Annotated in this window: 22 protein-coding genes; 16 read left to right on the top strand and 6 right to left on the bottom strand. The window is 67.6% G+C overall.

All coding sequences use genetic code 11. The features are described from left to right. Nucleotides 1–104 precede the first annotated feature (104 nt). From ITJ67_RS06905 to ITJ67_RS06860, 10 genes are all read left to right on the top strand, one after another. Nucleotides 105–1,250: a glycosyltransferase family 4 protein gene (locus ITJ67_RS06905; protein ID WP_160072732.1), complete on the top strand. Its 1,146-nt coding sequence runs from the start codon at nt 105–107 to the stop codon at nt 1,248–1,250. 303 nt (nt 1,251–1,553) lie between these two features. Continuing rightward, a complete protein-coding gene (gene sdhC, locus ITJ67_RS06900; protein ID WP_104252310.1) occupies nt 1,554–1,886 on the top strand; it encodes a succinate dehydrogenase, cytochrome b556 subunit in 333 nt (110 codons plus the stop codon). A gap of 12 nt (nt 1,887–1,898) precedes the next feature. Next, complete coding sequence (sdhD, locus tag ITJ67_RS06895; RefSeq protein WP_181058009.1) at nt 1,899–2,342, top strand: succinate dehydrogenase, hydrophobic membrane anchor protein; 444 nt, start codon at nt 1,899–1,901, stop codon at nt 2,340–2,342. Nucleotides 2,343–2,398: 56 nt separating this feature from the next. Continuing rightward, nucleotides 2,399–4,201, top strand: a complete 1,803-nt coding sequence (sdhA, locus tag ITJ67_RS06890) for a succinate dehydrogenase flavoprotein subunit (RefSeq protein ID WP_104243062.1) — start codon at nt 2,399–2,401, stop codon at nt 4,199–4,201. A 15-nt stretch (nt 4,202–4,216) separates the two neighbouring features. Next, nucleotides 4,217–4,978 (top strand): succinate dehydrogenase iron-sulfur subunit, encoded by a 762-nt coding sequence (locus ITJ67_RS06885; protein ID WP_104243064.1) that lies wholly within the window; start codon nt 4,217–4,219, stop codon nt 4,976–4,978. Nucleotides 4,979–5,100: 122 nt separating this feature from the next. Beyond that, nucleotides 5,101–6,162 (top strand): YihY/virulence factor BrkB family protein, encoded by a 1,062-nt coding sequence (locus tag ITJ67_RS06880; protein ID WP_194677151.1) that lies wholly within the window; start codon nt 5,101–5,103, stop codon nt 6,160–6,162. Nucleotides 6,163–6,340: 178 nt separating this feature from the next. Then, entirely contained in the window at nt 6,341–7,342 is a 1,002-nt protein-coding gene (gene dhaK, locus ITJ67_RS06875; protein ID WP_194677150.1) for a dihydroxyacetone kinase subunit DhaK, read from the top strand. After that, nucleotides 7,339–7,983: a dihydroxyacetone kinase subunit DhaL gene (gene dhaL / locus ITJ67_RS06870; protein ID WP_160072740.1), complete on the top strand. Its 645-nt coding sequence runs from the start codon at nt 7,339–7,341 to the stop codon at nt 7,981–7,983. Before dhaK ends, dhaL begins: the two co-directional genes overlap by 4 nt. Before the next feature lie 108 nt (nt 7,984–8,091). Next, nucleotides 8,092–8,964, top strand: a complete 873-nt coding sequence (locus tag ITJ67_RS06865) for a class II fructose-bisphosphate aldolase (RefSeq protein ID WP_194677149.1) — start codon at nt 8,092–8,094, stop codon at nt 8,962–8,964. Next, nucleotides 8,961–9,725, top strand: a complete 765-nt coding sequence (locus ITJ67_RS06860; RefSeq protein WP_160072744.1) for an HAD-IA family hydrolase — start codon at nt 8,961–8,963, stop codon at nt 9,723–9,725. The genes ITJ67_RS06865 and ITJ67_RS06860 overlap by 4 nt, the downstream gene beginning before the upstream one ends. A 146-nt stretch (nt 9,726–9,871) precedes the next feature. Here the strand turns inward: ITJ67_RS06860 and ITJ67_RS06855 are convergent, their stop codons facing one another. After that, nucleotides 9,872–10,624: a GntR family transcriptional regulator gene (locus ITJ67_RS06855; RefSeq protein WP_323741408.1), complete on the bottom strand. Its 753-nt coding sequence runs from the start codon at nt 10,622–10,624 to the stop codon at nt 9,872–9,874. A 195-nt stretch (nt 10,625–10,819) separates the two neighbouring features. Between ITJ67_RS06855 and ITJ67_RS06850 the strand changes: the two genes are divergently transcribed. Next, nucleotides 10,820–12,988 carry an alpha-ketoacid dehydrogenase subunit alpha/beta gene (locus tag ITJ67_RS06850; protein WP_194677147.1) on the top strand — a complete coding sequence of 723 codons (2,169 nt, stop codon included), beginning with the start codon at nt 10,820–10,822 and terminating at the stop codon, nt 12,986–12,988. A gap of 19 nt (nt 12,989–13,007) precedes the next feature. Beyond that, on the top strand, nt 13,008–14,396 hold the full coding sequence (locus tag ITJ67_RS06845) for a dihydrolipoamide acetyltransferase family protein (protein ID WP_194677146.1): 1,389 nt from the start codon (nt 13,008–13,010) through the stop codon (nt 14,394–14,396). A 220-nt stretch (nt 14,397–14,616) separates the two neighbouring features. On the opposite strand, the gene ITJ67_RS06840 is transcribed toward ITJ67_RS06845, so the two are convergent. The 3 genes from ITJ67_RS06840 to ITJ67_RS06830 are packed head-to-tail and all read right to left on the bottom strand — an operon-like array spanning nt 14,617 to nt 18,352. Then, nucleotides 14,617–15,951, bottom strand: a complete 1,335-nt coding sequence (locus ITJ67_RS06840) for an iron-containing alcohol dehydrogenase (protein WP_194677145.1) — start codon at nt 15,949–15,951, stop codon at nt 14,617–14,619. Next, a complete protein-coding gene (locus ITJ67_RS06835; protein ID WP_160072754.1) occupies nt 15,948–16,811 on the bottom strand; it encodes an HAD-IIA family hydrolase in 864 nt (287 codons plus the stop codon). The genes ITJ67_RS06840 and ITJ67_RS06835 overlap by 4 nt, the downstream gene beginning before the upstream one ends. Next, nucleotides 16,808–18,352 (bottom strand): FGGY-family carbohydrate kinase, encoded by a 1,545-nt coding sequence (locus tag ITJ67_RS06830; protein ID WP_160072756.1) that lies wholly within the window; start codon nt 18,350–18,352, stop codon nt 16,808–16,810. Before ITJ67_RS06830 ends, ITJ67_RS06835 begins: the two co-directional genes overlap by 4 nt. A 136-nt stretch (nt 18,353–18,488) precedes the next feature. Between ITJ67_RS06830 and ITJ67_RS06825 the strand changes: the two genes are divergently transcribed. The 3 genes from ITJ67_RS06825 (at nt 18,489) to ITJ67_RS06815 (ending at nt 21,333) form a co-directional block, all read left to right on the top strand. Continuing rightward, nucleotides 18,489–19,520, top strand: coding sequence for a zinc-binding dehydrogenase (locus ITJ67_RS06825; protein WP_194677144.1), 1,032 nt, complete (start codon nt 18,489–18,491; stop codon nt 19,518–19,520). Between the two features lie 241 nt (nt 19,521–19,761). Beyond that, nucleotides 19,762–20,643 (top strand): AraC family transcriptional regulator, encoded by an 882-nt coding sequence (locus ITJ67_RS06820; RefSeq protein ID WP_160072760.1) that lies wholly within the window; start codon nt 19,762–19,764, stop codon nt 20,641–20,643. Between the two features lie 180 nt (nt 20,644–20,823). Beyond that, nucleotides 20,824–21,333, top strand: coding sequence for a hypothetical protein (locus ITJ67_RS06815; protein ID WP_160072762.1), 510 nt, complete (start codon nt 20,824–20,826; stop codon nt 21,331–21,333). A gap of 69 nt (nt 21,334–21,402) precedes the next feature. Here ITJ67_RS06815 and ITJ67_RS06810 read toward each other — a convergent pair whose 3' ends face one another. Then, nucleotides 21,403–22,083 (bottom strand): hypothetical protein, encoded by a 681-nt coding sequence (locus ITJ67_RS06810; RefSeq protein WP_194677142.1) that lies wholly within the window; start codon nt 22,081–22,083, stop codon nt 21,403–21,405. Nucleotides 22,084–22,425: 342 nt separating this feature from the next. Further along, nucleotides 22,426–23,919: an FGGY family carbohydrate kinase gene (locus ITJ67_RS06805; protein ID WP_104243095.1), complete on the bottom strand. Its 1,494-nt coding sequence runs from the start codon at nt 23,917–23,919 to the stop codon at nt 22,426–22,428. A 158-nt stretch (nt 23,920–24,077) separates the two neighbouring features. Here ITJ67_RS06805 and ITJ67_RS06800 point away from each other — a divergent pair, with 158 nt between their 5' ends. Next, nucleotides 24,078–25,022, top strand: coding sequence for a hypothetical protein (locus tag ITJ67_RS06800; RefSeq protein WP_194677141.1), 945 nt, complete (start codon nt 24,078–24,080; stop codon nt 25,020–25,022). Nucleotides 25,023–25,033 lie beyond the last annotated feature (11 nt).

Raw genomic sequence — 25,033 nt, 5'->3', positions numbered from 1 at the left:
ACTGTCACGCGCTGGTTTCGGCAGGACGAAGCTGTGGAGAAGACGTCGTTCCGGCGTCGCCGCGAGTTCACCTCCGTGCCACTCCCAGCACCTACGTTCGCCCTATGCGCATCGCGGTCGTCACCGAGAGCTTCCTCCCCACCGTCAACGGCGTGACGAACAGCGTCTGCAAGGTGCTCGACCACCTCGCGCTGCGCGGACACGAGGCCATCGTCATCACCCCAGCCGCCGGCTCGCCGAAGGACTACAAGGGGTTCCGCGTCGTCGAGGTGCCGGCTCTCGACTACCGACAGTTCCCCGTCGGCCTCCCCTCCCCGAGGGTCGATCGACTCCTCGCCGAGTTCGCGCCAGACATCGTGCACGCGGCGAGCCCGCTCTTCCTTGGCTCGCAGGCGATCGCGGCCGCGAAGCGACGCGGCATCCCGAGCGTGGCCGTCTTCCAGACCGACGTCGCGGGGTACACGAAGCGCAACAAGCTGAGCGCCATGGAGGGCTTCGCCTGGTGGTTCATCCGCTGGCTGCACAACAACGCGGACCTGACGCTGGCGCCGTCCAGTGCTGCGCTCGGCGACCTGCGGCGCGCCAAGATCACGAACGCCACCCGCTGGGGCCGAGGGGTCGACCTCGAGACCTACCATCCGCGCAACAAGCACGAGCAGAGCGTGCGCAGTAGTCGCAAGCGCCTGGGCGCCGACTCGCGCACCATCATCGGCTACGTGGGCAGGCTCGCGCCCGAGAAGCAGGTCGAGCGCCTCGCCTCGCTCAGGGGGCTCGACGACGTGCAGCTGGTCGTCGTCGGCGATGGGCCGTCGGAGCCGAGCATCCGGAAGGCCCTCAAGGGGGTCCCAGTGCATTTCGCCGGGCGACTCGGCGGCCAAGACCTGGCCATGGCATACGCGAGCTTCGATGTCTTCGTGCACACGGGCACGGAGGAGACCTTCGGGCAGACGATCCAGGAGGCCCACGCCAGTGGCCTGCCCGTCGTCGCCCCCTACGCGGGCGGGCCCATCGACCTCATCGAGCACGGCGTCGACGGATTCCACTTCGATCCCGACCGAGCAGGCGACCTCGATCTGCGGGTCATGCTCGAGAAGCTCGTCGAGGCTCCCGAGCTGCGTGCCAGGATGGGTGAGGCTGGTCGCCGCCGAGTGCTCTCGCGCTCGTGGGAGAGCGTCTGCGACGAACTGCTCGGCCACTACGCCGACGTGTTGGCGGGGGCGCGCCGCCCCGTCACGCTGCCGCTCGCCTGAACGGCCCGGTCCATGCCTCAGCCTCGCGCAGACAACGCCGCCAAGGAAGGTTAACCTTGCCAGCCGGAAACGGCGGGAGGCGTAGTCTAGGCGGGTATCAACATGCCCAACGCAGTGTAGTTGGGAGCTGCCGCTCAGTCTTCACCTTCTCGGCGCAAGAGTCCTGAGCGGAAGAACGCAACGCGACAGAAGGGCAATCCCGTGTCAGCCGTACAGACACCAGCTCCGGCGGGCTCGACAGCCCCGAAGAACACAGCGAAGAAGCCGCGACGCGGCGGCACGCTGTACCGGGGGAACGAGGGCATGTGGTCCTGGGTCCTCCACCGCATCACCGGCGTCTCCATCTTCTTCTTCCTCATTGTGCACGTGCTCGACACGTCGCTCGTGCGGGTCAGCCCTGAGGCCTACAACGCGGCCATCCACACCTACCAGACGCCCATCATGGGCATCGGCGAGGTCGGACTCGTGGCAGCCATCTGCTACCACGCGTTCAACGGAATCCGCATCATCCTCATCGACTTCCTGCCCGGCGGCGCGAAGTACCAGAAGCTCATGTTCTGGATCGTCATCGGCCTCTGCGTCGTCACGATGATCGGCTTCACGCCCCGCCACCTCATCAACGTGTTCAGCCACTAGGAGGGAGCTGCCATGACTATCGAAACCATCGAGTACCCCCGTTCAGCAGCTGCCGCCAAGAACAGCACCAACTGGGAGCGAATCGGCTGGGCGTTCATGCGCGTCTCCGGCGTGCTGCTCGTCATCCTCATCTTCGGCCACCTCTTCACGAACCTCATGGTCGGACAGGGCGTCGCCGCCATCGACTTCGCGTTCGTCGCCGGCAAGATGGCAGACCCCTTCTGGGTGGTCTGGGACACGCTCATGCTGGTCCTCGCGTTCATCCACGGCGCCAACGGCATGCGCACGATCATCAACGACTACGTGTCGAAGGCGAGCACGCGTCGCGCACTGCAGGTCACGCTGTTCCTCGTCACGACGGTGCTCATCGTCCTCGGCCTCCTCGTGATCTACACGTTCGACCCGTGCCCCGCGAACGGCGCAGCCGAGAACCTGCCGAGCTTCTGCCCGGCCTAGCCGACCCCGCTCGGCCACACGACTTCCACCACCTCAGAAAGAAGAGCCACAGACATATGGCAGAGAAGCTCGCTCCGACGCGCACCGTCGACGGCGTCCACTACCACCAGCACGAGATCGTCATCGTGGGCGCTGGCGGCGCCGGGATGCGCGCGGCCATCGAGGCCGCGCAGGGCGCTGACACGGCTGTCGTCACGAAGCTCTACCCGACTCGCTCGCACACCGGTGCGGCACAGGGAGGCATGGCGGCGGCTCTCGCGAACGTCGAGGACGACAACTGGGAGTGGCACACGTACGACACCGTCAAGGGCGGCGACTACATCGTCGACCAGGACTCTGCGGAGATCCTCGCGAAGGAGGCCATCGAGGCGGTCATCGACCTCGAGAACATGGGCCTGCCCTTCAACCGCACGCCGGAGGGCAAGATCGACCAGCGTCGCTTCGGTGGCCACACGCGCGACCACGGCAAGGCGCCGGTTCGCCGCGCCTGCTACGCGGCTGACCGCACAGGTCACATGATCCTCCAGACGCTGTACCAGAACTGCGTCAAGCACAACGTCAAGTTCTTCAACGAGTTCTACGCGCTCGACATCGTGATGACCGAGGTCGACGGCCAGGAGGTCCCCGCGGCCATCGTCGCGCTGGAGCTCAAGACGGGCGAGCTGCACGTCTTCCAGGGCAAGGCCTTCATCTTCGCGACGGGCGGCTTCGGCAAGGTCTTCAAGACGACCTCGAACGCGCACACCCTCACGGGTGACGGCATGGGCATCGTCTGGCGCCGTGGCCTCCCCCTCGAGGACATGGAGTTCTACCAGTTCCACCCCACCGGACTGGCCGGCCTCGGCATCCTCCTCACCGAGGGCGCGCGCGGCGAGGGCGCCATCCTCCGCAACGCCTCGGGCGAGCGCTTCATGGAGCGTTACGCACCGACCATCAAGGACCTCGCGCCCCGCGACATCGTGGCTCGCTCCATGGTGCAGGAAGTGCTCGACGGCCGCGGCGCCGGCCCGCACAAGGACTACGTGTACCTCGACTGCACCCACCTCGGTGCTGAGGTGCTCGAGACGAAGCTGCCCGACATCACCGAGTTCGCGCGCACCTACCTCGGCGTCGACCCCGTCACCGAGCCGGTGCCCGTGTACCCCACCGCGCACTACGCGATGGGCGGCATCCCGACGAACAACGCCGGAGAGGTGCTCTCCGACAACGAGACCGTCATCCCCGGCCTCTACGCGGCCGGCGAGTGCGCCTGCGTCTCGGTGCACGGCTCGAACCGTCTCGGCACCAACTCGCTGCTCGACATCAACGTCTTCGGAAAGCGCAGCGGCCGCAACGCCGTCGAGTACGTCAAGACCGCCGAGTTCGCTCCCCTGCCCGACGACGCAGCGGCGTTCGTCAAGGGCATGGTCGACGACCTGCAGGCATCGACCGGCACCGAGTCGGTTGCCGGCCTGCGTCGTGAGCTGCAGGAGACGATGGACAAGAACGCCCAGGTCTTCCGCACCTCGGAGACGCTGACCGAGGCGACGAAGGTCATCCACTCCCTCCGCGAGCGGTACACCGAGATCTCGGTCTTCGACAAGGGCAAGCGCTACAACACGGAGCTGCTCGAGGGCATCGAGCTCGGCTTCCTGCTCGACCTCGCCGAGGTGCTCGTGTACTGCGCCCTCAACCGCGAGGAGAGCCGCGGCGGCCACATGCGCGACGACTTCCCGAAGCGCGACGACGTCAACTGGATGCACCACACCATGGCGTACCTGACGGGCGACCGGAAGTCTCCCGACCCCGCAGACCACATCCGTCTCGACAAGAAGCCCGTGCGCGTGACGCGCTACGAGCCGACCGAGCGCAAGTACTAGGAAGGGCTTCACAGAATGACTGCTGCAACGACTGAAGCACCCGAGGCGCCCATCGAGGCTCCCAAGCCGTTCACGGTGACGCTCAACGTACGCCGCTACAGCCCTGAGACGGACACCGAGCCGTACTGGGAGGCGTTCGATGTCGAGATGTACCCGACCGACCGCATCCTCGACGCCCTGCACCGCATCAAGTGGGACCAGGACGGCTCGCTCGCGTTCCGTCGCTCCTGCGCACACGGCATCTGCGGCTCCGATGCGATGCGCATCAACGGCCGCAACCGCCTCGCGTGCAAGACGCTGGTCAAGGACCTCGACATCTCGAAGCCCATCTACGTCGAGGCCATCAAGGGGCTCCCCCTCGAGAAGGACCTCATCGTCGACATGGAGCCGTTCTTCGAGGCGTACCGCGAGGTGCAGCCCTTCCTGAAGGCTCAGGCTGAGCCGGAGAAGGGCAAGGAGCGCTTCCAGTCGATTGCCGACCGCGAGCGCTTCGACGACACCACCAAGTGCATCCTGTGCGCCGCATGCACCACGTCGTGCCCCGTGTTCTGGACCGACGGCCAGTACTTCGGCCCGGCCGCCATCGTGAACGCGCACCGCTTCATCTTCGACTCCCGTGACGAGGACGCGAAGGTCCGCCTCGACATCCTCAACGACCGCGAGGGAGTCTGGCGCTGCCGCACGACCTTCAACTGCACCGAGGCCTGCCCGCGTGGCATCCAGGTGACGAAGGCGATCGCCGAGGTCAAGCAGGCAATGCTGAAGGGTCGCGTGTAGCCACGACGTCAGCATCAGCGAAAGGGAGCAGCCGAATTCGGCTGCTCCCTTTCTCGCGTCGAGGTGGTGGCCGAGCGCGCGCCCTCCCTGCCGCGGGCACCGCTCGCGCCTAGCCTGCCTCTATGACTACCCCCGGGGCAGCCCATGAGACCAGCGTCGTCAAGGAACGGACGGCTCCGGATGCGCGAGACCCCCGCAAGCCAGACGGGCTGAAGAACGTGGTCGGCCCGGCCTGGCGGTACGTCCTCATGCGCGCTATCCGGGAGTTCCTCCGTGACCGCTGCACGGTACTGGCCGCGGCGCTGACCTTCTACATGCTGCTCGGCCTCTTCCCCGCACTCCTGGCGCTGATGTCGGTCATCGGCCTCTTCGGGCTGACCGACACGGCAGTGTCCTTCATCGACGAGATGTCGACCCACCTCGCCGACCCGACGTTCGCGGAGACGCTGCGCAGCACGGTCCTGCAGCTGGGCGAGTCGCAGGGCGCGGGCACCGCGTTCATCGTCGGTCTGCTCGGCGCTCTGTGGTCGGCGTCGGGGTACGTGAACTGCTTCTCGCACGCCATGAACACGGTGTACGAGATCGACGAGGGCAGGCCGTTCTGGAAGCTGCGCCCGACCATGATGCTGTGGACGGTCGTCCTCTTGCTCCTCATGCTGGTGATCTTCGCCATCCTCGCCCTCTCTGGACCCGTGGCCTCGGCGATCGGGGGCATCATCGGTCTCGGCGACGCGTCGCTCACCGTGTGGAGCTTCGCGAGGTGGCCGATCGTGCTGCTCGTCGTGATCGTGATGATCGCCGTCCTGTTCTACGGCACGCCCAACGTCAAGCTGCCGAAGTTCAAGTGGATGACGCTCGGCGCGTTCATCGCGCTCTTCGTGACGGGTGTCGCGAGCGCCGGCTTCTTCTTCTACGTGGCGAATTTCAGCAGCTACGAGCGCCTCTACGGCAGCGTCGCCGGTGTCATCGTGGGGCTCCTCTGGTTGTGGATCGTGAACCTCGCCCTGCTCTTCGGTGCGCAGTGCGACGCCGAGATCGAGCGTGTCCGGCAGCTGCGGGGCGGCATCGCGGCGGAGCAGAGCATCCAGCTGCCGCCACGTGACACGAAGGCCAGCGCCAAGCGCCTCGAGCAGATCGAGAAGGACATCGTGAAGGGGCGCGAGCTGAGGCATCGCGCAGAATAGTCGCCGCCCTCCTGCGCACCGTGTGCGCGTGCATCGCGATCCAAGTTGGACATACTTGTATAGACATGTATGCTGACCTATGGATTCGGCAAGACCGCCAACATGTACATACTTGAATATGCTTGTATGTACTTGTAGTCACGATCGAGCTGTACGCCACGATGCAAAGGAGCATTCGGTGAAGAAACTGATCAACGCACCCGCGACCGTCCTCGACGAATTCATGCGCGGATTCGCGCGTGCGAACTCGTCGCTCGTCAGCCTGCACACCGATCCCGTGCACTTCTCGAGGGCGGTGCCCGCCTCCTCACCCAAGGTCGGCGTCATCTCTGGCGGCGGTTCCGGTCATGAGCCGCTCGGAGGAGGCTACGTCGGCCCGGGGATGCTCGACGCGGCCGCCCCGGGAGCGTTCTTCAGCTCCCCCACCCCCGACCAGATCCTCGCGGCGACGAGCTCCGCCGATCAGGGCCGCGGTGTCGTCCACCTCGTCCTCAACTACACGGGTGACATCCTCAACTTCGAGGCCGCCGCAGAGCTCGCCGACCTCGAGGGCATCGAGGTCGAGACGGTCGTGCTCGACGACGACGTCGCGGTCGAGGACTCGACCTACACGGCAGGCCGCCGCGGCGTCGCAGGCACGATCGTCACGATGAAGCTGGCCGGGGCCGCAGCCGAACGCGGCGACGACCTCGCCGATGTGGTCCGCATCGCCAAGAAGGCCAACACGAACATGGGCACGATGGGCCTCGCGCTCGAAGCGTGCACCGTCCCCACCGTCGGCAGGCCATCGTTCGATCTCGGACCCAACGAGATCGAGATCGGCATCGGCGTGCACGGTGAGCCCGGGGTTCGACGCGGCGAGATGACGACGGCCGACGAGATCACCGACATCCTCCTCGAGCGTGTGATCAGCGACCTCGAGATCACCTCCGGAGACCGGGTCCTGCTGTTCGTGAACGGCCTTGGCGGGACCCCCCTCTCCGAGCAGTTCATCCTCTTCAACCACGCCGCCGATGTCCTCGACAGCCTCGGGGTGACCATCGAGCGCAGCCTCGTGGGCAACTACTTCACCTCGCTCGAGATGAAGGGCGCATCCATCACCCTCCTGCGCCTCGACGACGAGCTCACCGAGCTGTTCGATGCCCCCGTGCACACGAGCGGATGGCGAGCGGGCGCATGACCGGGACCGACGAGCTCGACACGGGCTGGGCGATCGCCTGGGTGCAGGCTGCGGCAGCCGACGTCATGACGGCTCGCACTGAGCTCATCGAGCTCGACAGGGCCATCGGCGACGGCGACCACGGAGAGAATCTGAGTCGAGGCCTCGCGGCCGCAGCGACCGCCGTGGGTGACGGCACCCCCATCAGTGTCAAGGAGGTGTTCGCCGTCACCGCCAAGACGCTCATGTCGACCGTCGGCGGCGCATCCGGCCCACTGTATGGCTCGGTCTTCATCGGAGCGGCGAAGTGCGCGACGCTCCCACTCGACGGCACTGGCGTCGCGACGATGCTCGAGAGCGCGCTCGAGAGCCTCATGAAACGCGGCAAGGCGCATGCCGGCGAGAAGACGATGGTGGATGCCTGGACCCCGGCGGTCGAGGCGGCGAGGGCGGCCGCCGCCGCCGGAGCGGGTCCGGCGGAGACCCTGTCGGCCGCGGCACGGGCCGCTGCCGCAGGTGCCGTCGCCACGGAGCCACTCATCGCGACGAAGGGGCGTGCCAGCTACCTGGGCGAGCGCTCGCGAGGGCACCGAGACCCCGGCGCCCAGTCCACGGCGATCATCCTCGCGACCGCCGCCAGCACGGCGGCGTCCCGGAGCTGACCGGTGACGGACCAGCTCAGGGCCGTCACCCGTGACCCTCGGAACCCATTCGCTCCACGACCGAACCCAGCGGCCTCACGCGCCGACCCAACCACGTAGGAGAACACCATGACCTTCGCAAGCACGCGACGGCTCGCTGCCGCCGCCCGGGCTGGCGGGTATGCGATTCCCGCCGTCAACATCGTCGACCAGCTCTCGCTGCAGGCCACGGTGGCCGCGGCGCAGGCCGCGAACTCGCCGATCATCCTGCAGACGTCCGTCAAGACACTCAAGGTCGTCGGCGCCGCGCAGCTCGCCGCCGCCGCGCGCATCGCCGCTGACGGCGTCGACGTGCCGGTCGCGCTGCACCTCGACCACTGCCCCGACCGCGCCGTCATCACCGAGGCGATCGCGCAGGGCTGGAGCTCCGTGCTCTTCGACGCCTCCGACCGCGGTCTCGACCAGGCGTGGGCAGAGACCCGCGAGGTCGTCCAGGAGGCGCACGCCGCAGGCGTCGACGTCGAGTCGGAGATCGAGAACATCGTCGGCGTGGAAGACGGCGTCGGCTCTGACGAGGCGACGCACGCCTACTCGGTCGACACGCTGCTCGAGGTGGCGAACGACACGGGCACGGACCTGCTGGCCCCGCAGCTGGGCACGGCCCACGGCCTCTACACCGCCAACCCGACGCTGCTCTTCGAGCGGGCGTCCGAGTTCGCGAGCCGCACCGACATCCCGATCGTGCTGCACGGCGGCACCGGCCTCTCGGCCGACGATTTCGCTCGCTTCATCGCCTCGGGCACCTCGAAGATCAACATCTCCACTGCACTCAAGCTCGCCTACCTGCACTCGGCGCACCGCCACCTCGTCGCCGCCGAGGCGAGCGGGAAGTGGGAGCCGGTGAAGCTCTTCGCAGATCAGGTCGAGGCGGTCACGGCGACCGTCACCGAGCACATCGACCTCTTCGGCAGCCGCGATAAGGCGAACGGGGCAGCGGCATGACGCGCGCGCTGATCCTCGACTGCGATGGGGTCCTCGCCGACACGGAGCTCAACGGTCACCTCGTCGCCTTCAACCGGGTCTTCGACGAGCTCGGGCTCGGCTTCCAGTGGAGCGCCGACGAGTACGGCGAGCTGCTGCGAGTGGGCGGTGGCAAGGAGCGCTTCAAGGCCTACCTGGGTGAGCACCCCGAGTTCACCCCCGCCGACTCGGCCGAGCTGGATGCACTCGTCGCGGATGTGCACCGGCGAAAGTCGGCGGCGTACGTGGAGATCATGGGGTCAGGCAGCGTGCCCGGCCGCCCCGGCGTGCGCCGCCTCATCGCGGAGGCGCTGGATGCAGGCTGGGTCGTCGCGGTGGCGTCCACCTCTGCACTCGGCAGCGTGGAGGCCGTGCTCGATACCGTGATCGGCGCAGACCTGCGGTCACGTCTTGCCGGGGTCTTCGCCGGAGACGTCGTTCCCGCGAAGAAGCCGGCCCCGGACATCTACCTCCTCACGCTCGACACGCTCGGGCTCGCGAAGGACGAGGCGGTGGTCATCGAGGATTCGTGGGGCGGCGCACAGGCCGCCGCCGCGGCGGGCCTGGCGCACATCGTCACGGTCAGCCACTTCACGGCGGACGACGACTTCCCCGCCGCGACGAGCGTCGTCTCCGACCTCGGCGAGGCCGGCGCCCCGTCGACCACACTGCGCGGCGCTGACCTCACGCGCGCCGACGGAACCATCACCGTCGCCTCGCTGGAGGCAGCACTGGCGGCGTGATGCCGTGCGAGGTGCACGAGACCTGACTCTCCGACAGGCGGTGCCCGCAGAGACCCCGCACGAAGAAGAACGGGCCCCGACCGAGGATGGATGCTCCTCCCCGTCGGGGCCCGTTCGTGTCGCGTGCGGCTGCCGCATCCGCTGAGTCAGAGCGAGTAGGAGAACTCCAGCCGAACCTTGTCGCCGCGGAACAGGATGCGGGTGAACTCGAAGGGCGTTCCGTCGTCGTTCGAGATGCGCTGCTCGAGCAGCAGCACAGGGGTGCCGGTTCGCGCCTTGAGCGTCGTGAGCGTGGACTTCGACGGCACCGACGATTCGAGCGTCTCGATGACGTTCGCCATCCGCAGCTGATGGTTTTCCTCCAGCACCGTGCAGAGCTGGCGCGTGACGAGGTCGGCTTCGAGCAGCTTGGGTGCGAGTCGCTCTGGCACGTACGACTCGTGGATGCTGATGGGCTCGTCTTCCGCGTAGCGGAGCCTGCGCACCATGAAGAGGCTCTCGGTCTCACCGATGCCGAGGATCTGTCCGATGCGGCCTCCCCCATCGATTCGCTCGAGCTCGAGCATCTCGGTGCGGGTCGCGAAGCCCTGCTGCTCGAGCTGCTCGCGGATGCCCTGATAGGACGGCGACTTCGTGCTGATCTTCTGATGTGCCACGAACGTGCCCTTGCCGTGGACCCTGAACAGGAGTCCCTCGTCGACCAGCTTGGAGAGCACGTTCCGCGCGGTCATCCGGCTGATGCCGTAGATCTGGTTCAGCTCATTCTCGGAGGGAATGCGCTGATCAGGCTTCCATTCTCCGCTCTGGATCTTCGAGCGCAGCACGTCAGCGAGCTGCACGTAGAGCGGGACTGCCGCATTTCTGTCGAGCGTCTCTCCGCTGAGTCCTTGATCGGCCACGGTTTCACCAACGTCCCTTAGATGCATATACATGTCTAGCCATGTACAGTAGGTCCTGTTCATGGCTCGCCCGGCCAATCCTATGTGAAGCCAGGACCGTGCATGTACAGACAACTGGGAAGCGCAGTGCAGCGCTGTCGCCCAGACAGATGAGCTCCCCGCCAGGGAGCTCACGAGCGGAGGATCACACACTCGATGTCTACCATCAAGAACCTCAAGCCGAACGTGAGTTGGGTCCAGCTGGAGACCACCCAGGAGGACTGGGACGACGCACCCCCGGAACTCCTGCAGAACTTCGCAGTACAGCTGCACCTCGTGCGAGCCTTCGAGGAGGAAGTCCTCAACCTCGCCGGCCAGAAGCTCATCAACGGCCCTGCCCACTCCTCGATCGGCCAGGAAGGCGGCGCCGTCGGCTCCTGCGTCCCCCTGACCCCGGCCGACCAGGTCAACGGCTCGCACCGAGGCCACCACCAGTTCCTCGCCAAAGTCTTCGGATACGTGCAGCCGACGGGCTTCTCCGTTGACGACGAGCTGAGCCCCGAAGTGGTCGACGTTCTCTACCGCAGCCTCGCGGAGATCGCCGGCCTCAAGGACGGCTACTGCAAGGGCCGCGGCGGCTCCATGCACCTGCAGTGGAAGGAAGCCGGCGCCATGGGCACAAACGCCATCGTCGGCGGCGCGGTGCCATTCGCGACCGGCTTCGCGTGGGCCGACAAGCACGCCGGTACCGATGCCGCCGCCGTCACGTACTTCGGCGACGGCGCCGCGAACATCGGCTCCGTGCTCGAGGCGTTCAACCTCGCCGCCGCCTGGAAGCTGCCGACGCTCTTCTTCATCGAGAACAACCAGTACGCGGTCTCGACGACCGTCGAGGAAGCGACAGGCGAATCCCGACTCTCCGGCCGCGGCCAGGGCTTCGGCATCCGCAGCTGGCGCGTCGACGGACAGGACACACTCGCCGTCTACCTCGCCACGCAGCAGGCCCTCGAGCACATGCGAGCAGGCGAGGGGCCCGCGATCATCGAAGCGGACACCTACCGCTACTTCCACCAGAACGGCCCATTCCCGGGCAGCGCGTTCGGCTACCGCTCGAAAGACGAGGAGCAGGGCTGGCGTGACCGCGACCCCATCGCACTCGTCGAGGCGCACCTCGAACGGCGGGGCATCGCGACGCGTGAGCAGCTCGACAGCCTGGCCGGCCGCATCAAGGAGGTCATGACCGAGGTTGGCTCTCGCATCGTCGAGCCCGACGCCTCCGGTCGCCCGGGCAAGCTGCAGATCAAGCAGAGCCTGTGGCCATCGACGGACTTCATCGACATCGGCATCCGCGGCGAGGCTCCGGAGTTCACGGGCGATGTGAAGGAATGGGGCGACTTCGCCGAGGACGAGCTCGAGAAGCGCAAGTTCGTCGACGTCGTCGCGGCCGTCATGGACCGCCGCATGGAGACGGACGACAGCGTCATCGTGCTCGGCGAAGACGTGCACAAGCTCAGCGGCGGTTCCCGCGGCGCCACCAAGGGACTCGCGGAGAAGTACCCGGGCCGCGTGCTCGGCACCCCGATCAGCGAGGCCGCGTTCACGGGCCTCGGCGGGGGCATCGCGCTCGACGGCCGCTACTACCCGGTCATCGAGCTCATGTACGCCGACTTCCTCTGGGTGGCCGCTGACCAGCTCTTCAACCAGATCGGCAAGGCCCGCCACATGTTCGGCGGCGAGCACGACATGCCGCTCATCCTGCGCATCAAGATCGGCACGTCGACCGGATACGGCTCGCAGCACTCCATGGACCCGGCCGGCATCCTCGCCACCTCCGTCGGCTGGCGCATCATCGCCCCGTCGACGGCCATCGACTACGTCGGCCTCCTGAACACGGCCATGCGCACGAAGGACCCGGTCGCCGTGCTCGAGCACGACGCCGACCTGTACAAGACAGAGGGCCTCGCGCCGAAGGATCTCGACTACGAGCTCCCCCTCGGCAAGGCCGCTGTGCGGCGCGAGGGATCCGGTGTGACAGTCATCTCGTACCTCTCGATGGTGAAGCGCGCACTGGACGCCGTCGAGGAGTCCGGCATCGACGGCGAGGTCATCGACCTCCGCTGGCTCGACCGCGCCAGCATCGACTGGGACACGCTCGAGGCCTCCATCAGGAAGACGAACCGCGTCGTCATCGTCGAGCAGGGCGCACAGGGCACCTCCTACGGTGCCTGGCTCGCAGACGCCATCCAGCAGCGCCTCTTCGACTGGCTCGACGCCCCCGTCGCGCGAGTCCACGGCGGCGAGGCATCCCCGAGCATTTCCAAGGCGCTCGAAGAGGCCGCGAACGCCACGACGGCCGACATCGTCGCGGCCCTCAAGGCCTTCTGAGCGAGAGAGAGAACCTGACATGGCAACATTCCTCAGGATGCCCGGAGTCTCCGCCGACTCCGATGAAGCCGCACTCGAGAACTGGCTCGTCGCAGCCGGCGCTTCGGTCAAGAAGGGCGAAGCCGTCGCCGCAGTTGAGACAGAGAAGGCGGTCGTCGACATCGTCGCAGAGCTCGACGGCGTCGTGCACACGCTCCTCGCCGAGGTCGGCGACATGGTTCCCGTCGGGGACCCCATCGCGATCGTCCTCGCCGTCGGCGAGGACCCCTCGGCAGCCGCCGAGCTCGCCGCCCAGCTCAGCGGCGCCCCGGCCACCGTCGAGGTCGTGCCGAGCGCGCCAGCGGCGACCGCCGCGTCTGCGTCGGTCGCCGAGGACGAGGCCGCCCCCGTGAACCCGGCCCCGGTGTCGGCCGATGCGGCGCAGGACGACGCATCCACGGGCTCCGCCGCCGACGCATCGTGCTCGACCGGCTCGACCGGCAGATCCTGCGCCCCGGAGCCGAAGGGCGGGCGCATCTTCGCGAGCCCCCTCGCTCGTCGCCTCGCGAAGGAGTACGGGCTGTCGATCGAGAACCTCGACGGCACGGGACCGAACGGGCGGATCGTGCGCGACGATGTCGAACGGGCACGCGCATCCGCCGCGGCCCCGGCCGCACCGACCGCTGTGCCTCAGCCCGCCGCCGCACAGCCGGCACCCACGCCAGCTGCCGACATCGAGCTCCCAGAGGGAGGGGAGGCGACGCCGCACAGCAAGCTGCGCAGGCTCATCGCGAACCGCCTCCAGACCTCGAAGCGCGACGCCCCTCACTTCTACCTCGAGGCGACGCTGCGCGTCGACGAGCTGCTTGCCCTGCGCACACAGCTCAACGAGGCGAGCGAGGTCCGCATCTCCGTCAACGACCTCTTCGTGAAGGCCGCCGCCCTGGCGCTCCGGGACGTGCCTGAGCTCAATGTGATCTGGACCCCGGACGCCGTGGTGTCCTTCGCGACCCAGGATGTGGCGGTCGCGGTGGCCAGCGAGCGCGGACTCGTGACGCCCGTCATCGCGAACGCCGGGGCGCTCAGCATCGGCGCCCTCGCGGCGAAGGTGAAGGACGCGGTGGCGCGTGCCAACGAGGGTCGGCTCCAGCAGAGCGAGCTGCAGGGTGGCGCCATCTCGGTGACCAACCTCGGCATGTTCGGCGTCGACGCATTCTCGGCCATCATCAATCCGCCGCACTCCGCGATCCTCGCCGTCGGCGCGGCGCGCAAGGTGCCGGTTGTGCTCGACGACGACACGCTCGGAGTCGGCACCGTCGTCACCGTGACGCTGTCGGTCGACCACAGGCCGGTCGACGGCATCATCGCCGCCAGGTGGCTCGCCAGACTCCGCGAGCTGATCGAGAAGCCACTGGGTCTCCTCATCTAGCCCGGGGCTCTTTCCCCGCGCGAGGCCACACCCCGCCAGGGAACCGGCCGAACAGGAGGGGCGGACACCGATCGGTGTCCGCCCCTCCTGCTGTGCGCGCACCCTCGTGGGCGACGGGTGCGGCCCGGGCGCGAAGAAGGGCCGGACACCGTGGAATGTCCGGCCCTTCGTCCCTGCGCGCCGCGTGGCCCTTTCCCTCGAGAAAGTCGGCGCGGAGTCTCTACAGCCCGCCGCCAGCCGATTCTGCCCTGGCGATGACCTTGTCCAGGAACTCGTCAGTCCAGGCTCCGCCGACCACGAGGAGGTCTGCCAGCGTCAGCCGATCGCGCATGAACGGCAGCGCGGACAGCGCCCACCTCGCCGTCTCGGCGTCGACGGCCGGCGTCAGCTCGCGGAGGCGAGTCGGCGCACCCCATGCGCGCAGCGTGCCGACGATCGTCTCCGGCGTGACGAGCTGCGCCCTCACCTCGGCGAGCACGCCTGGTGCGAGCCCGTCGCCGCCCTGCCAGAGCGCACGCTTGCGCTCGACGTTGGCGGCGCACGTGGCGCCCAGGTGGCCGCTCGCATCGACCCGCGACCAGACCTCGCTGACCCGCTCCTCGAGGTCGTCGGGATACGCGGAGCCGGGTGCGAGGCGCACGAGCCCGTCGCTGAGCGCGACATCCCACAGCGCCGCGCTGAGCACCGTCGCCACCCCGACCTGCGCGCCGTGCAGGTCGTGCGGCTGGTCCTGTGCCATGGCGGACATGTCGAGGATGTGGCTGAGGAGATGCTCGTTGCCCGAGAGCGGCGCGGTCGTGCCGAGTGCGCCGATGATGAGGCCTCCGACGGTGAGCGCGTCAACCAGCGCGGGCATGGCACCGGGGGCGTGCGCCCCAGCGGCGAGGCGAGCGACGGCGTCACGGATCGGCACGAGCGCAGCCGCGTCGGCCTGCGTGCCCTGCAGGGCGGACGCGAGCAGCCAGTCGGCGCCGGAGCAGCCGATGGCAACCGCGTCGCCGACACCGGCAGCCACGAGGCGGGCCGGTGAACGGTCGAGGGCATCCGCATCGATGAGGAGCGCGTCCGGCCACCGCGTGGGCGTCGTGGACTTCGCCCCGCCGCGCACGAGCACGCTGAGCGAGTCGGCGAAGCCGTTGACGGAGGGCGCGCTCTGCACCGCGACGAGCAGCACCCCCGCCGGCGCGACCGCCTTGCCGAGATCGGTGACGGTTCCGGAGCCGACGGTGACCACCGCCCGTGCGCCACTCACCGCGGATGCAGCGCTCGCGACGGTAGCCTCGTCGAGGACCAGCCCGTGCCCGCCGATCTCCAGGACCGGGCGCCTCACGAGGTATCCCGCCGCGGCGAGCGCAGCCGTGACCTCCTCGCCGAGCTCGCCCGTCGAGGTGAGCTTCTGCGCGGCGTCCGCGAGCAGCGCGACGTCGGCGCCGTCCGGCAGGCCGAGATCTCGCAGCACGCGGCCGACCGCGAGGCGTACATCCGCTTCGTAGCGGAGCACCCGGAGGTCTCCGCCGGAGGCCTCGAGTGCGTATGCCTGCAGTGCTGCCGTCATGCCGCGGCCTCCTGTTCAGTTGTGGCCAGGTCGCGTTCGAGCCTGCTCCAGGCCCCTGAATGGTGCAGGTCCACGAGTTGGCCGATGCCAGACAGCACCACGTGCGGCCGCTCGGCGTTCGGTGCGAGCTCGGCATCGCCGGGCTGCGCCTCGCCCGTGAGCACCAGCGCCGTGCCGGCACCCCAGGCCCTCCCGAACGCCATGTCGGTCGCGAGCCGGTCGCCGACCATCACGGTGCGCTGCGGGTCGAGCCCGCGGGCGCCCGCGATGACGTCGAAGAAGTCGACGCTCGGCTTGCCGAAGACCGCGACGCAGCGGGTGCCCGTGCCTGCCTCGATGGCCGCCGTCACGCAGGCCGCATCCGGCTCCCCCCTGCCGCCCGGGAACGGGCAGTACCGGTCGGGGTTGGTGGCGACGAGCTCGGCACGCTTGTGCATCCAGATGGCATCGAACGCGATCTGCAGCTTTCGATAGTCGAAGTGGCGGTCGTAGGAGGCGACGACGAGGTCGATCGCCTCCGGGTCCTCGCTCACGGTGATGCCCGCAGCTATGAGCGCGCCAAGGAGCGGCTGCTCGCCGATGGGGAACACCGTCGCGCCCGGCCGGTGACGGGTGATCCACTCGATGGTCGCCACGAGGCTCGTGTATACGTCGCGCTCGTCGGTGGGGATGCCGAGGGCGGTGAGCTTCTCTGCGTAGTCCCCCGGCGTCTTGGTGGGGTTGTTGCTGCAGAACAGCACCGTGGCTCCCGCTTCCCGGAGCCCGATGACGGTGTCTCTCGCCCCGGGGAGGAGACCGCCGCCGAGGTAGATCGTGCCGTCGAGGTCGAAGAGGTACGCGTCTGGGACGTCGGCTCTCACTGCTCGTCGGCCCTGGTCGCCGCCTGCAGCTCGTCCCAGATGGGCAGCATCGCGGTGCGGATGCTGCGGTAGACGGGGAAGAAGCGGTCGTAGATCTTCGTGTTGTCGCGGTTGGGCTCGTACGTGCGGACGATGTTGACGGTCGCGTCGGCGCCCTCCGCATAGGACGCGAAGACGCCGGCTCCGACGCCCGCGACGATGGCGGCACCCTTGGCACCGAACTCAGTGCCCGCCGGGACGATGATCGTCCGCCCGAGCACGTCCGCGAAGATCTGGCACCAGACGGCGCTGTTCGCGCCACCCCCGGCCATGCGGACGGTCTTGACCTCGGTCGGGATGGAGTCGAGGCAGTCGCGGATGCCGTAGGCGACACCCTCGTAGACGGCGCGCAGCATGTGGCGGCGCGTGTGGGAGCCGGTGATGCCGTTGAAGGAGCCGCGGGCGCTGGGCTTCACGAAGGGGGCGCGCTCGCCGCCCGGCGCGAGGTAGCCGTGGTACAGAACCCCATCGGCGCCGACGGGGGTCTCGGTGACGACCTCGTCGAGGTAGTCGAAGATGTCGATGTTCTTGCCGCGAGCCTCGAGCGAGAAGGCCGCGCCGAGCTCGGCGAGGAACCAGTCGAGGTTGGGCGTGCAGAAGTTCATGCCCATGGCACGGATCCACGTGTCCGGGCTGTGCGGGATGACCCAGCCGGAGTCTGCCGGCTCGAAGCCGTGCTCGAGGGTGTCGGTCGCGACGGTGACGATGCCGGCGGTGCCGATCACGGCCATGCAGTCGCCTGGGCGGGCGACGCCGACGCCGAGCGAGGACGCCGTGATGTCCATCTGCCCCTTGTAGACAGGAGTACCCGCGATGAGTCCGGTGACACCGGCCGCCTCTTCGGTGATCTCGCCTGCGAGGTCGGTGGAGGACTTGATCTTGGGCAGGACGTGCTTGATGTCCTCGATGCCCCACGTCCGGAGGACCTCGTCGGACCATTGGCGAGTGCGTGCGTCGATGCCGGAGAGGCTGGCGTCGGAGGCATCGGTGGAGATGTCGCCGGTGAGGCGGTACTCGATCCAGTCCTTGCACCACAGCTGCGTGGCGCCTTCGAGGAGTTCGCGCTGGTTGTCGCGGCGCCAGCGGAGGATGGCGGACGCCGTGCCGGCATAGGGGCCGGTGCCGCTGATGTCGAACTGCTTCGTGACGGTGCCGTCGGCGTACCAGTCGTCGATGATGCTGCCGGTGCGGCCGTCGGTCCAGAGGATGGCGGGACCTGCCGGCTTGCCGTTCTTGTCGATGAGCCAGCTGCCGTCGCCTTGGCCGGTGACGGAGATCGCGATGATCTCGCGGGGCCGGACCGCACTGCCGGTGATGGCGTCGCGGATGGCCGTGGTGGCGGCGATCCAGACGGTCTCCATGTCCTCTTCGGCCTCGTAGGACTTCGGGTTCGAGATGGGCACGTTCGCGGCGCCTCTGCTGAGCTCCGTGCCGCGTTCGTCGAAGACGGCGGCCTTGATGACGGATGTTCCCGCGTCGATGCCGAGAAGGTACGAGGTCATTGGGGGTATTCCTCTCCATTGAGGTGCCAGTGCTGGCCTGTCGCTCGTGACAGTAATACACCTGACCGAACTTGTCTAGCCATGCACAGTCTTGTACATGCTTGTACTTTCCGTCGGTCCTTGCCAGGATCAGAGCATGAAAGCTCTCCTCAAGTTCTCCCCAGCCGCCGGGGCTGTTGAACTGCGCGACGTGAAGGAGCCGAGCATCGCCGATGATGCCGTGCTCATCGACGTGGCCTACGGCGCAGTCTGCGGCACCGACCGTCACGCGATCGACAGCGCAGGCGACCAGCACACCCCGCGCATCCTGGGCCATGAAGCATCCGGCACCATCGTCGCACTCGGCGACGGGGTCGTGCGTGCAGACCTGCAGATCGGCACTCAGGTCACCTTCGAGACGGATGCCGTGCTCTGCATGCAGTGCACCTACTGCAGGTCCGAGCAGTACAACCGCTGCGCGAAGCGCAAGGGCATCGGCACGACGACCGACGGTGCGCTGGCGGATCGCATCGCGATGCCCGAACGCGCAGTGCACGCGCTGCCACCGGGGGTGAGCCTGCGAGCGGCCGCGCTGACGGAACCCCTCGCCGTCTCCGTCCACGCCGTCGTCGAGCGCTCCGCGCCGCTCGCCGGCGAGGTCGTCGTCGTGACGGGACCGGGAGCAGTCGGCCAGTTGACAGCACTCGCGGCCCTGGCGGTCGGCGCGACGCCGATCCTCGTGGGGCGCAGCCGGCACCGGGAGACGCTCGACCGCGCACTGGAGATGGGGATTCCGCACGTCGTGAACAGCGAGAGCGAATCGGTCGCCGAGCTCGTGAAGTCGCTCACGGGCGGACTCGGCGCGGCGGCCGTGTTCGAATGCTCCGGCAGCGCGGAGGTCGCAGAGAGCGCACTCGAGCTACTCGCGAAGGGCGGCGAGCTCGTCATGGTGGCGTTCTACAAGCGCAACCCGGACTTCGACATCGACGCCGTCGTGAACCGAGAGCTGACCCTCAAGGGATCACGGGGGAAGCGTCCGTCGAGCTACCGCACAGCACTGCGACTGATGGGACAGGGTCGCGTCGACACGGAAGCCGTCATCGGGCGCGAGCTCGCCCTGGAGGACTGGCAAGAAGGGATGGACCTCGTCGCGAGAGGCGTCAAGGTCGTCTTCCGCATCCACGACTAAGTGAACGCCATTCACCAGGCATGGGGAATTCTCCAACTATCGACCCGGGGAATTCGGACAATTGAATTGCAACCTTTGCAAGCTGCAATCACCCGCAAAAAAGTCTCATTATGAAGCCCGCGACACGCCACCAAGGGTGCCCCGTCTTGCAATAAACAACTGAATTCAGAACACTAGCGATATGGCCGCTCCCCCCGGCGCTCACCGGTCCTCGCTGATCCTGAGCTCGCAACGTTCTGTCGTGGACGGGGTCTCAGCGAGCGCGGACGTCGACACGGGGGTTGGAAGGTTCTCCAGCGACGACCGCAACTGGCACCTGTCTGCCGCCGGCGTGGTCTTCGAGAACGGCTGTGTGTTCCGGGCTGAGGTCCGCACGGGACCGGTGCGGATCGAGAATGACGCAGCCCGCCAGCGCATCATCCTCGGACTGGTCAGACAAGGACGGCTCACCATCGACCCCGCGGGCGCGTCGCACACGGTCACGACCAGCGGGGGCTTCTTCCTGGGTCCGGGAGCGCAGTCCTCGATGAGATTCGAGGAAGCCTCCGCCGTGATCCTCGTGTCGGTCCCCGCCCAGGTCGCGGCCGACCTCGGCGTGCGGGTCTCGAACCACAGCGGCGTACTGCGCTCCGATACGGCGCTCGCACGCCCTGTGACCTCGTTTCTCGAGGTGCTCGCACGGCTGGACGAAGATCCGACGGTCCTGTCCTCCTACTTCCTCCAGCAGCTGCTCCACGAGCAGTCGGGTGCGCTCCTGCTGAGCAGCGAGGGCTTCCACGCAGACGTGCAGGTCAGCACCCAGGGCCTCTACCCTCGCGCGCTGGAGCTCATGATCGTGCGACGTGCGGACCCCGACGTCTCACCCGCGACCATCGCCCGGGACCTGAGCGTCTCCCTCCGGCAGCTCCAGAGGGAGTTTCACACGCACGGGGACGCTCCGGCCTCCGCGCTGCGACGCGCTCGAGCCGAACTGGCGCACCAGCTGCTCAACGACGAGCGCTACGCGCAGGTGCCGGTCACCCAGCTCGCGGAGCTCTCCGGATTCTCTTCGTCGCAAGTCATGCACCGCGTTCTGAAGCGGTATCAATTCAACGCAGTATCCGCTTCGCCTCAAAGCGCGTAGTCCTTCTCGCTGCATTCCGCACACACTCGCCTTCGACCCGGCGAGGATGAACGATTTGCGCCGTCTATCCGGCAGAACGCGACGGGATAAGCGCTCATTCCGTGCAAGAAAGCGATTCTTCATTCAATAGCGGGGAGCACTTGCTCGAACAACGTCGTCACTCGCGAGAGGTCTCCCCCCATGACCGCAGCTTCCCCCAATTCACCGAAGACCATCGATCGCCGCAACCTCGTGAAGGGTGCCGCCTGGTCGGTGCCCGTCATCGCGCTGGCGACCGCCGCACCCTTCGCCTCCTCGTCCCAGCTCGTCAACGTCGGCAACTTCCGTGTGGTCGGCGACTGTGGAGTCCTCGCCCTCCTCGGCCCCGGATTCGAGGTGACGGCGGGTGCGCAGCCGCTGCCGATCGGCACCCAGATCGACATCGTCGGCTCGGGTATCGCCAACATCGGCCTCTTCTCCGTCACAGGTGGCACCGCCAATGTGAATGTCCTCAGCGGAAACACTCGCCGGATCACACTCACGGCGGCACTGCCCGCGAACGCGACGCTCGAGCTGCGCACCACGCTGTCGATCTCCGTTGCGTTCAACCTCGCCGCGACCGCCACACTCCCGACCGGCTTCACCGCAGGGTCCACGGCGAAGCCGAGCGGCGCCGTCAACTCGACGCTCGTCCTCTGCAGCGGGACCTGATTCGACTCACCTCGACAGATTCGGGCCCTCAGCGAGCTTGCCGCCGAGGGCCCGAACTCGACGAGGAGTTCAGTCCTCGCCCTTTCCCCATCCCGTCGGCCTAGGCGCCGAGTCCGGGTCCGGGTCCGGTTCCGAGGCGACGGCGTCGAGCAGCACGAGGTCGCTCAGCCGGAGGAGCACACGGGCATCATCGTCCTGCTGGCCGTGGACGAGCTGCACCACGAGCCTCGACACGGGCCCCCTCCAGGAGAGGCGGAGACTGCGCTGGCGCGACCCCAGGTTGTGGAACGGGTCGGCTTCCGAGCCATCACCCCCGAGCCCGCGTTCACGCTCGAAGGTCAGACCGGAGGAGGTGACGACGATCCGCGCATCCTCGTCATCGACGCCCGGGATCTTCAGCAGGGAGAACGAGACGCCCTGCACCGCTCGGCTGAAGGCGATGCTCAACCGCGTCGCCCTGCTCCCCCGAGCCGGCGGCACAGCAAGATGCCGCCCGAGCCCCTTCAGCGCGGTGATCGTCGCCCGTTGCTGAACACCGACGCTGGAGTCGGTTGTGGCGTCGAACTCGAGATCGAGCGGACCGTTGGACGTGGAGGTGAGGACCTTGCCAACGGGCGCGCCGACACGGTAGCGACGCCAGGACACCAGGCTGACGGGCGACGTCGACGAAGAGGGCGTGCGCTGCAGGGCTCGTCGGAGCTTCGGGGGCAGTTCTTCCCCGGCGCGAGGGCCGGTATTCGATGCAGGCAAGGGTGGAACGCTTTCAAAGACGGGCGTGGCGACGTGCGGACACTGAAAGAGGTTCAGGGTTCAGCGCCGCCCAGGGTGGGGTGCGGGCTGGAACTCCCTGCGTCCTTCCGCAGTAGGGCGTCTCGTCGAGAACCGGGACAACTTGTCCAAATGACCACCACTGCGCCTGAGAGGCGCACGTGCCCGACACTGCCAACCAGCAGACTATTCGGACTTGACTGGGATTTGGATGGCACGAAGCTGGGCGAGTGGTGCCAAAACCTCTCCACCTGAGCACAAAGGTGCCCTCCGATTCACTCGGAGGGCACCTTCGAACGGGTGGCTAGGGAGGGGGGCTCCGCGCTACGCCACCTTCTTGGCCCACCCCATGGTGAGCTCCCGAGCAGCGCGCCAGCCGGCGTACATCGAGTCGGCCTCATCCCGCGAGCGCTGCGGCTCGAAGACCCGGTCGACCTTCCACTTGCTCTCGACCTCCTCGAGGTCGGCGAAGATGCCGGCTGACATGCCGCCGAGCAGCATGGCACCGAAGATGGTGGCCTCCGCGATCTTGGGACGCACGACTGGGATGCCGAGCACATCAGCCTGGAGCTGACAGAGCAGGTTGTTCTTGACGGCGCCACCATCGACGCGCAGCTCCGAGATGGAGATCTCGCCGCTCTGCGTCGCGGCCTCGACGACGTCGCGGGTCTGGAACACCATCGACTCCACGGCGGCGCGGATGATGTGCAGCCTGGTGGTCGCGTTGCTCATGCCGATGATGGCTGCGCGGGCGTGGGGGTCCCAGGTCGGCGCCGCGAGACCGGTGAAGGCGGGAATCAGGTACACGCCTTCGGTGCTGGCCACCTGACCGGCGTACCACTCGCTGTCGGGGGCGGCGTGGATGAGCTGCAGGTCGTCGCGCAGCCATTGCATGGTCTTGCCCATGGCGAAGAGCACGCCCTCGATCTCGTACGAGGTCTTGCCCTCGACAGTCCAGGCCACGCTCGGGGTGAGCCCCTCGATGCGCTGCGGCTTGTCACCGGAGTTGATGTTGAGCACGCCAGCGGTGCCGTACGTCATCTTGCTCAGCCCCTTCCGGAATGCGGCCTGCCCGAAGAGGCCCGCCTGCTGGTCGCCCAGGTTGCCACCGATCGGCACGGGGGCCCCGAACGTCGCGCTGAGGTCGCCGACGATCTCGCCGCTCGGCACGATGTCGGCGAGCATCTTGCGGGGGATCCCGTAATGGCCGAGCAGCTCCTCATCCCACTGGAGCGTCTCGAGGTTCATCATCATGGTGCGGGAGGCGTTGGAGGTATCAGTCACGAAGGCCTTCCGGCCCGTCAGGTTCCAGATGAGCCACGTGTCGATCGTTCCGGCGAGCAGCTCGCCGGCCTCAGCTCTGGCCTGGGCGCCCGGCACCTGGTCGAGGATCCAGCGGATCTTGGAGGCCGTGTAGTACGCATCCGGGATCAGGCCCGTGCGCTCCTGGATGAGCGGGCCGATCCCCTGCTCGACCCAGCCTTCGACGACTTCCACGGAGTGCCTGGACGCCCACACGATGGCGTTGTAGATCGGCGCGCCCGTCTCCTTGTCCCACACCACGCCGGTCTCGCGCTGGTTGGTCATGCCCACCGCGCTGAGGTCGCTCGGCTCGAGGTTCGCGTCACGCAGAGCGGCGCGAATCACCTCGAGCTGGGTGTTGAGGATCTCTCGAGGGTTGTGCTCGATGAGGCCGGGTCGAGGGTAGAGCTGCGTGAGCTCCGCCTGGGCGAAGCCCACGACGTTGCAGTCCTCATCGATGATGAACGCACGGGCACTTGTCGTGCCCTCGTCGATGCCGAGAATGTACTTTGCCATTTCGTCCCACTTCTTTGTGATCACGGGGCGGTGTTCCGCCAGAGCCGAGCGTACGATTGGTGTACGAACATGTCAATGCTTGCACATGCATGTATAGACTTGTATATGCTCATGGGAGTTCGCGTCAACGGTGACGCGTGTCGAGAAAGGCCTCGCCCATGGAAATCGACCTGTTCTCCATCCTCGCCGCACTGGCAGGTGGCTTCTTCGGAGCAGCGATCGGAAGTCTGCACGCCTTCGTCTTCACCGGTGTGCTCGTCATCGTCGGGTTCGTCGCACAAGTCGCGGTTCCGGATGCACCCATCATCAGCAGCCTCGCGTTCGGTCCCGCATTCGGCCCCCACATCGCGTTCGCTGGCGGCGTCGCCGCGACCGCGTACGCGGCACGCCGCGGCTACATGGACAACGGCAAGGACATCGTCCTGCCCCTCGCCGCACTCGCCAAGCCGGACGTGCTCGCCGTCGGAGCCGTCTTCGGGCTCTTCGGCTACTTCGTGCAGAAGCTCATCGCGATCATCCCCGGCTTCGGCGCCATCACCGACTCCGTCGCCCTGACCGTCGTCATCAGCGCCATCCTCGCCCGCGTCCTCTTCGGGCGCACCAAGGTCTTCGCCCGAAACAACTCAGGCAAGAGCGGCTTCGACTCCTTCGAGCCCAACGACGCCGGCTCCTGGATCCGCGCCCAGGAGAGCTTCGGCATCAACACGGCACTGGGCGTCGGAGCCGGGCTCTTCGCCTCCTTCATCTCCATCACGCTGCTGCAGGCCTTCCCGGAAGCCGCCAACGCGTCGACCTTCGTATTCGGCATCTCCGCGCTCTCCCTCATCCTCCTCTCCGCAGGCCAGCCGGTGCCGGTCACGCACCACATCACGCTGCCAGCCTCCATCGCGGCCGCGACCTTCTACCCCCTGGTCGGCGAGAACGCCGCCCTCGCGATCATCATCGGCGCCGCGGCCGGCGTACTGGGAGCCTGGTTCGGGGAACTCTTCGCCCGCCTGTGGCAGTCTCACGGCGACACGCACATCGACCCGCCGGCAGCAGCCATCTGGCCGGCGACGACGATCGTGCTCGGCCTCGGCGCCGTCATCGGAGCCGCGGGTTGATGACCGACTCC

The sequence above is a fragment of the Pseudoclavibacter sp. VKM Ac-2867 genome (genome assembly GCF_015351275.1).
GTDB lineage: Bacteria > Actinomycetota > Actinomycetes > Actinomycetales > Microbacteriaceae > Pseudoclavibacter.
This window is presented reverse-complemented; position numbering and strand designations above follow the sequence as displayed.